Consider the following 10,826-nt stretch of genomic DNA (forward strand, 5'->3'; position numbering starts at 1 on the left):
CATCAACATTTCTAAGGCTTTTTGCCCGCAACCACAAAGTGCATCCGCTTATGTTCGACAGCTTACGCATCGTTGTTTCTGGGGCAGAAAAGCTCAATACCGATGTACGCGATAGTTTCCAAATAAAGTTTGGCAAACCCATTCTCGAAGGTTACGGCTGTACTGAAACCACACCGGTTGCCAGCGTAAACCTACCTGATGTACTTGATACTCAATATTGGAAAGTACAAAAAGGCGGAAAACAGGGCACCGTAGGAATGCCGTTACCGGGAACAAGCTTTAAGATAGTCGACCCAGAAAGCTACACAGAGCTAGCAACAGGCGAAGCGGGAATGATTCTCATTGGTGGCGTGCAAGTGATGCAGGGCTACCTAGACAACCCCGAGAAAAATGCTGAAGTCCTAAAGCACATTGAGGGTGAGCGCTGGTATGTAACTGGCGATAAAGGTTCTATCGATGAGCAAGGCTTTTTAACGATTTTGGATCGCTACTCACGGTTTGCCAAAATAGCGGGCGAGATGATTAGCTTAAGTGAACTAGAGCAAAACGTACGCAACGCAATACCTGAAAAAGATGTAGAGCTTGTTGCTATCAACCTGCCCTGCAATAAAAAAGGTGAGTCGATTACACTGCTCTATGAAGGAAGCTTAAACATTGCCGAAGTGAGACAAGCAATGTTAGCGAATGGCGTTAGCGGCTTAATGATTCCATCCAACTGGGTAGCCGTGGATACAGTGCCTAAGTTAGGATCGGGAAAAAACGATTTTGCAACGGCTAAGCAATTAGCATTGAGCGAAACGGCGTAAAGCACTGCAAAAAAATACCGAGTCTCTGTTGCTAGCAGGCTCGGTGTTTTTCTTTCATCTATATTTAAGTGCTGAAAAGTTACTCTCTTTATTCAATATTTTGGATCTTCTTATGGAAAAATAATTAAATACCATTAATATCAAATAGTTACATTAAAATATAACTTTACACCCACCGATTTACCCACCTTTTATGTTTTATCTAACGAATTGCCAATCTGAATCACTGCCTAGACTGGAATTGACTAGTTTAGCCCTTACGAATGGAAGGTACGAAGGCTAGAACGGCACTCTTAACCTAGCAGTCCTCACACGATAAAAGCCAGCCTGATACACAGGATCAGTAAGAGGAGTCCTTAAACACTCTTAGTTACCTGCATGCAACATCTAGTTTGGACACACTTTTTATCAAGTAACTCGACATTTGTTCAAGAGGAAGGATATCGTTGCTTATTAATATTGAAGAAAAAGGCAAGATTTAACCCTGTTCTCTATTTAGCTACGGCTGTACCGATTGGAAAATCCAATGCGGGGCCTATTCTAGTGATTACTAATGTGATATTTCTGTAGTTTTAAGCAGAGATTTTACTTCGTTAGTACTAAAATGAGCACTAACTGTTTTGGTTGTCTTAGGGACACTATGTACTTAAATGATATTGATATTAGACCTCGCCTGATTGACTTCCTGAATTCTAAAGCACTTAAACCTAGGTGTATTTTGGAAGAACTTCACGTACATCGAGGCAATGCCATTGCGGATGTAGTTACAGTACATTCAGAAGCTCATTGCTACGAAATAAAGGGTGATAAAGATAAAATCGATCGTATAGCTAAGCAGGGAGAGTATTACAACAAAGTATTTGCGAAAATTTCTCTAGTGACTACTGAGCGAAAACTGAATGAAGCAATTAAAAAAACACCCAAGTTCTGGGGGATTATCGTTGCCTACGAGTCGGAAGGGAATATAAAGTTTAAACATGTCAGAAAAACTAACACGAACCCCCTCTTTGACAAAGAATTAGCACTTGCTACTTTATGGAAAAGTGAACTAACTGATTTAAATGATGAACTGAAATTAACAATTCCAAGCAAAACTAATAAAAGAGATTTTGCTACAGAGCTATCAGATAAAATGAACAAGATTCAAACCAATCGTTCTATAGCAAACTTTCTTGCAACTCGCATGAGGGTAGCGTGACTAGTAATCATTGATCATAAAAGTCATATGCGCATTAATCAGATACTTACCTATTGAGTGCGGCAAAGCATCAACACCAATCCCATTAGATTTAGTATCAATATACTCATCGCCGACCGAGTATGCTTTTCCTCGGTAAAATACGTAACTGGTTAATGTTAAACACATGTCGTCGTATTGTTTTGCACCTCTAGGATGAGTTTCAATAGCCCCCCCCCTTAAAAAATGGTGTTTATCTTCATAAGAATAGATAACTTTAGCTGTCATTACTTTTCTTAGGGCTGATTTAGGGATATCAGCATCTGAGTAATTTGGAGATATAACTGTATAGTCACCAAATCCAAAGCGATCGCCAAGCTCTTGGGTTACCATTTGAAAAATATTACACTCCTTACGGGTAATCAATGCTTCTGATGACACTGGTAGTATTTCAGCTACTGATGCATGAATAGAAGAACCGCTAATAATTATTTTTTCAAAATGATGGTCGCTGGAAATTGCTTGAATCAACTGAATTAATTTTGTAGATAGATCGACAACACCGGAATCAATACATAATCTACAGTCTAGTAATAAATGAAACTTTGAATATTGACTATCAGCCCTCTCTAATAATTCAGCAAGCTCATCTTCTATCAGTGTGTAGCTGATAAAATCTTCTTGGTTTAATCGTATAGCTAAAGTATCACTAATGATTAAGGGATTAAATACTGAATTTATCCGTTGAGTCGTTCGATCTAATCCTATTACAGGAATAAAGTCTATTTCTTGGAACGTTTGAATTAAAAACTCATAGACAATACTTCCATTAATGCGCATGGAGTCATCTATGTCGAAATCATCAATATAAAAACCATTTGAATTTTTAAAGTTTAATTCATACTTCCGCACGCCTTTAATAATTGTTTTTTTTACATCTTCATCAGTTATATCTTTTCTTGTGGCTAAGTCAAAAAATGGAGTTACTGCTTCCAGCTCAGCATCTTTTAATGCTTTCAAAGCACCAATCTCAGCAGTTTTGAATTTCAAAAATGGAGTATAATTATTCACTTAAAAGTAACTCCCTAGTATCAACACTATTGGTGATAGCACTGAATTTCATATAGTCATTAATTTCTTTTTGAATACGCCCAGCAACAATGGCTGGATGCATCCCATGCATTCTAGCAAACTCAATAGCCGTCGAGTCTTGGAGATCTCGTCTAGCTGCACAAGTTCTCCAAATGTTTCGAGGTATCAATGAATTACCAGCAAGTTTATCTGCTTCTAATTCTATGATATCTGAACTTTCAGAGTCCAAATCGTCGATAATACAACCATCCAGTTTATCGTAATGAAGGACTACATGAGCAAGCTCATGCATCAAAGTAAACCAAAAATTATCTAAACGCTTATGCCTTAAACTCATAGCCACGACAGGGTGACCTGAACTCAATTTGAATACTGCACCATCTGTTTTTAATCCATCAACGGACGGTTCCACCACAAAAATGATGCCTTTTTTAGCCAAATATGATTCTATATTAACGATAAACTTAGGGTCAGTTGTATTTTTAGAAAGCTCAGCTAAGTCTTCTTTTGTAAGGCCACTAAATTCAGGCAAATCATTCAAGGAAAATGATAAATCAGCTAAATTTCGTACTCTACTCAACCAATAGTTCACTAGCGCCTGATTGGTGGCTCCCATCTGCCTGAATAAGCTACTGTTTAATTTCTTGGCATGTATTTCACGAAACAGGCTAAGCTTTACTGTATTAGGGCTACTTTTCAAATGAGTTGGTAGGGTATGAAATTGTGCGCGGCTTTCTAGAAAAGATTCAAACATCTCATGCGCGCTACTATAAGCTCCTGCGTCACCGTTAATAACAAATGAATCAAACTTCTTAGAGGTCATGCTGTTTCTCCTAAGAAACTTTGCTTTGGTTTCTCAAGCATTTCAAAATAAGCCATACTGCCTTTATCGAGCTGGTTCATACGTACCATGCCGATCTTTGTATAAAATCCCTCTGCTTTTGGTAGTGAATGCAATGAAAAACCTTTCACTAGCCCTTGATGCTTTTCTATATGGCAAATAACATTTTTAAGAAGGAGGCTCCCTAGCCCTTTAAATTTTTGTTTATCTAGTGGGTTAGGTCTATTCCAAGGAGCAACAGCAAGGAATTCAATATAGAAAATATCATCGTCAGAACAAGCTGATTTCTTTGGATGGTAAACTAAGCAAGACGCTTGAGGATTATCATCTCCCATTAAATAGAACCATTCATACTGATCAGAGTGATACCCCCTATGCTTGCTTAGCCACTGCCAATGCGCATCTTCTAAATGGCAGCTTTCTAAAAGAGCCTCACGCTCTGACTCATTTTTAGTCGAGATATAGTCAAAAACTCGGTAATGAAAGTCACCCCATGTTTCATCACACTGCATGGCAAAACCTATATCCCAACCATGAATAATTTCTGCATTGTATTTCGCACCGGTCAAGTCAGTAACTGTTTCCGTGTTGATAACGGTGGTACCGGTATAGTTGGTATGTCCACTTTCAAGTAGATTGCGAAGCTCATTTATACTTTTCATTTTCTTAGGCTCAATTAAGTCACAGAAAGAGGTCTGATCTTTCGTTTTGCCTATCCAGTCATACGCAGAGATAGATTTATACTTTTTTGTCACAAGTGCTTCAGGAAGGAGTTGAGGGTCGTACAGTGAAAAGTCCCATCGCATCCTGCAGGGTATGATTCCTTGTCAATAATTATAACACTTTTACTCCAAACTATACTCAAAATCAACAAGTTGCTTTGACATAGGCTATTTTCTAGACAGTCACCAATTGTTATACCTAGCTTAGAAATTCTGACGTGTATGACCTTCCATTAATCCAGCCCTAGCAGCCGACTCGAAGCGGCTGATACACGGCTAGCATTGAATATATTGCAAGGCATTGGCTTGTACCACGCTTGTTATGTCGCAATCAGCTCTTACCTCCTAGACTCTGATTTATAATCAGAATATTCCTTGGCTTTTGACTTAACCTACATTCACAGACTTGAATTCTCGCGTACAGTTATTGACAGAACTCCAAGGCGATACCTGCGGTTCGCTATCATGCTCAGCCCTACGGACTGACCACCTCTTAGCCCGAGTTAGCAGCATCGCTGCATTGCCTTTAATTCGATCAATAACACCGCGCACACGGCTTATAATTTCACCGTAGTCGTTTTCTTCCTTTAGTCCACACTCGGTACGCCTGATTACTTTATGTAGCTGTAGAGCTTGATCCTTTCGCTTACAGCTAGGCCCTCCCATCAGTGTAACGTAGGCTTTCCAGTTTGATGCATCTGCTGCTGAGCGTGCTTGCTTGATACTCTCTGGCTGTTGCTCATCTGACTTATGAAACCATTCTCTGGCTTCCTTCTCGGAGACTCGACGCAATTCGCGCCAAATTGAAACCTGAGGGCCGCCAATCTGCTGAAACTGACGAATACCAAATAGTGCTGCCCAAGCATCAACTCGTACCGCGCTGTCTTGCGCATCCGTGCCTGACTCGTGATCTAGATCGACGCCATATCCATTGATATTTTTAGAGATATATTTAGCGATATAACCTGTAGCCGACCCTTTTTTTGGGTCTATCATTTTGGTATCGAATCGCGCTGCAAGATTATTGCGAAGCTCTGCACGATCTTCAGCTATCGCATAGTCTCTAAATTTCTCTATGGCTTCACTGCACTGAGTAGGTTCAAAGAACAGCATTAAGTGCCAATGTGGTGTGCCATCATGATGAGGTTCTACCACTCGAAATCCATAAGGCTTAATACCTCTTCGATCCCATGCAGAGCGGACCTTCGTCCATAAATTCCCTAGATAGTTATTTGTTTCTTTTGGGGTAGCACCCTGATACTTGTTGTTAGGTTTACCAGATGCGTGAACAGCATGATATTTGCTGGGAGCAGTGAGTGTAAAAAATACACCCTGATGCCCTGCATCGTTTGCTACGTCCTCAAACCCTCGCATACGAACCATCAACTCTGCCCGTCTGTTTTCAGGATTTGCGACTGAGGCCTCAACGCACTCGGCTAGGCTCAATACGTCGCCCTCATCACTGACGGCTTCTAACCCTTCGATCATTCGCGTATTACGCTGCTTTTGTTCTCGTCTGTTGGAAACTGACATATTGCTACAATAGACTTGGCCTCGTTTATGAACCATTTCGAGGCGACGAGCTATCAGCTCTAATTTGAAGTTCTTAATTTTTCTTAACCGTCTTACCCACCAGCGTGGATTAAAGACTCTAGCTAGGGCTGCTATTCTTTCAGCGTCTGTGCATTCAAAACATCTCTCTAGCGGAAATGTTAAACCCCGTGTCTCAACTTCAGAAACTATTCGCTGAATTGAGAAATCCTTATTACCAGTTCTCCTCATGAAATCCCCAAAGTCTGTTTCCAGTCTCTTTGAAATGATCTCTGCATACTGCTTTATCGCGTCGTTAGAGCAAGTTGCTAATAAGCTTGTTCCCTTTAGCCTGATCTCTTCATACAATTCACGTATCAAAGAATTGGCTTCTCTAAAGCTGTCAGATTCTGCAAGTTTTACGTAGTCTGCTTCAACTTTTGATTGAAAACTCAACGGTAATCGTTCTATCCGATAGGTCACCCATTTCTGATCTTTATTATTATATCCACTGCTCTCTAGCACTTCGCTAATGGTCTTAGTCATTATTAGCCCCCTGAGCAACAAGAGGCTTTGAAGCCCTAAAGGGCCGCGCAATATGAAGCACCTCCCTTAAAGGGGGGCAAAGCACATGAAACAGCCCTTTAGGGGTAATGAACGAAAATACGATGAAAGCACGTTGCAGTAGATCCCACATAGTTAAACTACCTGACCAATGTGTTCCAGCTTACAAAAGCTATCCAGCCAACGATCTAAATCTTCTCTTAAATAACGGACAGAGCGTCCGATTTTGATAAAGGGTGGAGCAAGAGTGCGCCCAGCCCTTTGTCCATCCATACGTGATTGAGCCAGAAATGAACGACTCATGCTGATGTAGTTACATGCTTCTTGCTCTGTTAGAGCGCGGGGTTGGTCTTGCTGTGTGGTGCAGTTCATCTGTGTTGCCTCGCATTTTTATTGAATACGAGGGAACGATAACTGGCGGTGTGGGGACGTTAATATTAGTGTTAAATTTTTTAGCTTAGCATTAAACTTTGGCGGTTAGCGTTAATTTTACTAACCGAAAAGTGACCGAACTCGCTCGGTCAAATGAAGAATGCAAAAATGTATAACTCATTCATACTTATGAGAGAAAAGGCCAACCATCTTTGTGATAGCATTTTTTGGCTTTCGCGCCCATTCGCAATATGTTTTCTTGCTGTTCGGAGAAAACATATATCTGCATTGGTAGCCGCAACGAACCTCAAACCAATACACTTCCTTTAGGGCTTTTTTGCGTTTGATTCTTTCATCATGCTGATCGAGTTTTGTCCTAGACATGAGCGTAGGAATTTGTTCATAGCCAATTCGTTTCCTGAGATATAGAACTCTAGCATCAACTCATTGAATACAAGCTGTTGCTTGGCTGGAACATTGATAACAGGGTAGCCGTGACTGAGTAGGTAGCCGTTCATCAGGAAACGGCCCATCCTCTTGTTAACGTCATAAAAAAACTGGTTTCTCGCCATACTCAGAAAGATATGGATCGCATTATCATACACATCAGTGTTTTCTGGAATTTCACTGACCAGCGTTGAAAACCTCTCATCCAATTCCGAATAATGAGGGGGCATATAGTCGGTGCCAGATATAAACACTTGGCCGGTTCTGAAAACACCCCATTCCATCGCTTCCTCTTTGCCTGCTATCGCATGCAGGTTACAAGCGAGCTCTTTGGACAGATCGAACTGAGTTTTCTGCACCCAGCCAAAGAGCTGCTCCCATGCCTTGCCCTGATTAACCGCGATTGTCTGATCAGACAATTTATGACCACCTACCGTGATTCCGTCTAGGAGCGTCTGAACCTCAGGGATGGTGAAATTGATTCCTTCAAGTTTAACCGCATCATGGACGAGACTGACTAACTGTTTCTTGGCAATAAACAGTGCCATTTCCTTGTTTGGTACCATACCCCAGTGCATGTCTTTCATATCAGTATTCTCAGTGTTTTCGAATAACACATTAGATAATGTTAATCGCTGTTATTCAGTCTATCAGCCATCAATGTTTAGAGCTTCTTTTTTAGCTTTGAAACCGTAGCGCCAAAAGAGGCTCGCTTAAGTGATTGATCGGTATACCCAAGGCTACGCCATTCAATGCTTACAGCATCCATATTAACGATAATCCCTTCAAGATCGTATAACGGCTCATCACTTTCCCAATCATTTTGAATTAAGCGCCAAAAATCTTTAGATTTTGTGTCAGGATTATCAACTAATACACGAAGTATTAATTGATGAAGTTGGCTGGTTCGCTTTCCCTCTATTCGAGATAGCACTTGTTTAACCGGCTGTAGCTCTTCTTCTAGCTCAGGAGTTCTTGCGGTCTTAAATCGCTCTATTTCAGAAGCTGCTATTCGTAAGTCTTCCGATGAAAACTTGGAGTTAGCATCAAAGTTCCATGTGTAGGGATATAGTTCCATCGCCTCATTTATTTTTGCCATTTCCTTGGAGTCAGGTAAGGCTTGATCGTTTTTGGTCATGAATTGCATAGCACTCTTGGCAAGTCCGCCAATGAAAGCGGTACTTGACTGGCCTTCTAAAGGGAGTGGCGTAACAGCGAGCTTGCTCAGTTCTATAACCTCCCATTCGCTCCCACTCCATTCTGCAAGTACATCAAATGGCGCTAGCTGTTTGAACGGGTAGCGTCCGCTCCAATTTTTAACTTTTTGGGGTTCGAGTAACCTAGCAGAACCTTTACCTAGTCTGATTTCTCCATTTTCTATTAGGCTGGTTATTGAGTCAGAGTGGAGTGTTAAGCAGCCACGGTAGCTACAAGTACCTAAGCCGATCCATCGCTGGTTCTTATCTCTCCTAAACACCAGAAAAGGTCTCTGCTTGGTGGTCACGACTGGTCGAACAGCCCCAGTGTCGACCTGGTATAGCAACTCAGATCGATTAAATGATAGAAGCTCTTGAACTTCCTCGAACGTATACCACGGCCCTTGCATAACTTTGCCCTTTTCCATACTACGTAATGATTTAATCAGCTTAGGTTACTTGTACTTTGGTTTACTATTGGAGCCACTAGGTTGGCTATTACTTGCAAAGCTTCCTTCCTTTCTTCCAAGTAGTCATAACGATCATAAATACCTTCAACCCCCTTCAATTTGTGGTTCAGGCATCGTTCTGCAACATGTCCGGGCACTTTTTCTGCGGCCATTAATGTTCTACAGGTACGGCGCAAATCATGAGGGGAAAATTCATCAACCCCAGCATCGCCCATCAAGTTAGGCAATGGTTGCTTGTTAGAGTCGACTTTTTTACCACAAAGCTTGGCAATGGCATGATTCAGCGTATCGAGGCTAATGTGGGAGAATCGTTTACTAGCACGGCGGTTAGGGAATAGATATTCAGAACCGAAGCCACGAACTTTCAACTCATCTAACCAGAGGGTCACCGATTCAGGCAACGGAATGGTAATGGCGGCACCCGTTTTACTACGCCCAGAAGGTAAATTCCAAAGTCGCTTATCTAGGTCAAACTCTGACCATGTGGCGCAAATCAGCTCGGCTTTGCGAACCCCAAGAGTGACCAGTAGAGCGCACGCAAGATAGTTATCTCTCGTAAACCGATCACCATTCTCTCTAAAGACTCTGAAGGCACTTGTTAGCTCTTCAATACTAAGCCGTCGATCTCGGCTCTTTTCTACACCACCAGCATCTGTGGTAGAAAAAGCTTCAGCAGGATTGCTAGTCAACACATCTAACTTAATACCGTGTCGAAAGAGTTGTTTAGAGTACATAAGAACATCGTTAGCAATGGTGGGACGACCACTAGACGCCACAGTTTGAATCATGGTTCTGATGTCTCTAGGGCTCACTTCGTTTGCAGGTAGATCACCTATTTGCGGTGCGATATCTTTTTCATATAGCCGCTTAGGAATATTCGGGTGTTTGAGCCGTTTAGCAATATCGTTGTTGTACCAATCAGAAAACAAGTGATCAACGGTGGTAATGCGCTTCATCGTTTCCCGCTTGCGGGTTAACAGTGGGTCTTCACCACTTCTCAGCTCTTGAAGCTTAATGGCTGCTTCAGCTCGCGCATTGGCGAGCGAAAGTTCAGTAACCTTCTGAAGAGACATTTCTCGGCGTTTGCCGTTTGAGGTGTAGCGTAACATCCAGAAAGCTGCTCCGGATTTAGGAACGCACAAATACAATCCATTTCCATCTGAGTAACGCTTTGCCTCACCCTTACTAAGGGTGGCTACCTGCTTTGCTGTCAGCTTGCCCATAATTCACCAAAATTGATTTACCCACCATTTTTTAGACTTTAGTAGCACTGGTGTATTTTAGTTTACCCACCGTTTTACCCACCACTTGGATTGCACTATAGCAAACAACAGTGAACACCCACAAATGACAAAAATAAAAAAAGCCCTGAAATTCAGAGCTTTAGGTGTTTATTACTGTTCACTGGATAGTACTAAAACATCATTCAATATTTTGGATCTGCTCACGCATCTGTTCAATCAACACTTTAAGTTCTACAGCACTCTGTGTGGTATCAGTCACAATCGACTTTGATGATAGCGTGTTAGCTTCGCGGTTTAGCTCTTGCATCAAGAAGTCTAAACGGCGGCCTACGGGTTCTTTCTGTTTTAGGATACGGCGCACTTCT

General features: G+C 41.6%; 11 protein-coding genes. 2 read left to right on the forward strand and 9 right to left on the reverse strand.

Going from position 1 to position 10,826, the window contains the following annotated elements; all coding sequences use genetic code 11:
* The coding region (locus QZZ55_RS19100) for an AMP-binding protein (protein WP_293269018.1) at window positions 1-806 on the forward strand (806 nt) is incomplete at its 5' end.
* Between the two features lie 640 nt (window positions 807-1,446).
* Complete coding sequence (locus tag QZZ55_RS19105) at window positions 1,447-2,004, forward strand: sce7726 family protein (RefSeq protein ID WP_293269019.1); 558 nt, start codon at window positions 1,447-1,449, stop codon at window positions 2,002-2,004.
* On the opposite strand, the gene QZZ55_RS19110 is transcribed toward QZZ55_RS19105, so the two are convergent.
* From QZZ55_RS19110 to QZZ55_RS19150, 9 genes are all read right to left on the reverse strand, one after another.
* Window positions 2,005-3,054, reverse strand: coding sequence for a hypothetical protein (locus QZZ55_RS19110; protein WP_293269020.1), 1,050 nt, complete (start codon window positions 3,052-3,054; stop codon window positions 2,005-2,007).
* Window positions 3,047-3,898, reverse strand: coding sequence for an ImmA/IrrE family metallo-endopeptidase (locus QZZ55_RS19115; RefSeq protein WP_293269021.1), 852 nt, complete (start codon window positions 3,896-3,898; stop codon window positions 3,047-3,049). The genes QZZ55_RS19110 and QZZ55_RS19115 overlap by 8 nt, the downstream gene beginning before the upstream one ends.
* A complete protein-coding gene (locus QZZ55_RS19120; protein ID WP_293269022.1) occupies window positions 3,895-4,722 on the reverse strand; it encodes a GNAT family N-acetyltransferase in 828 nt (275 codons plus the stop codon). The genes QZZ55_RS19115 and QZZ55_RS19120 overlap by 4 nt, the downstream gene beginning before the upstream one ends.
* 303 nt (window positions 4,723-5,025) lie before the next feature.
* Window positions 5,026-6,714: a replication endonuclease gene (locus QZZ55_RS19125; RefSeq protein ID WP_293269023.1), complete on the reverse strand. Its 1,689-nt coding sequence runs from the start codon at window positions 6,712-6,714 to the stop codon at window positions 5,026-5,028.
* A 153-nt stretch (window positions 6,715-6,867) separates the two neighbouring features.
* Entirely contained in the window at window positions 6,868-7,104 is a 237-nt protein-coding gene (locus tag QZZ55_RS19130; RefSeq protein ID WP_293269024.1) for a helix-turn-helix domain-containing protein, read from the reverse strand.
* Between the two features lie 326 nt (window positions 7,105-7,430).
* A complete protein-coding gene (locus QZZ55_RS19135; RefSeq protein WP_293269025.1) occupies window positions 7,431-8,129 on the reverse strand; it encodes a Fic family protein in 699 nt (232 codons plus the stop codon).
* An 86-nt stretch (window positions 8,130-8,215) separates the two neighbouring features.
* A complete protein-coding gene (locus tag QZZ55_RS19140; RefSeq protein ID WP_293269026.1) occupies window positions 8,216-9,157 on the reverse strand; it encodes a hypothetical protein in 942 nt (313 codons plus the stop codon).
* 35 nt (window positions 9,158-9,192) lie between these two features.
* Window positions 9,193-10,440, reverse strand: coding sequence for a site-specific integrase (locus QZZ55_RS19145; protein WP_293269027.1), 1,248 nt, complete (start codon window positions 10,438-10,440; stop codon window positions 9,193-9,195).
* 199 nt (window positions 10,441-10,639) lie between these two features.
* The coding region (locus QZZ55_RS19150) for a DUF1732 domain-containing protein (RefSeq protein WP_293269028.1) at window positions 10,640-10,826 on the reverse strand (187 nt) is incomplete at its 5' end.

Source organism: Neptunomonas sp. (assembly GCF_016744175.1).
GTDB lineage: Bacteria > Pseudomonadota > Gammaproteobacteria > Pseudomonadales > Balneatricaceae > Neptunomonas.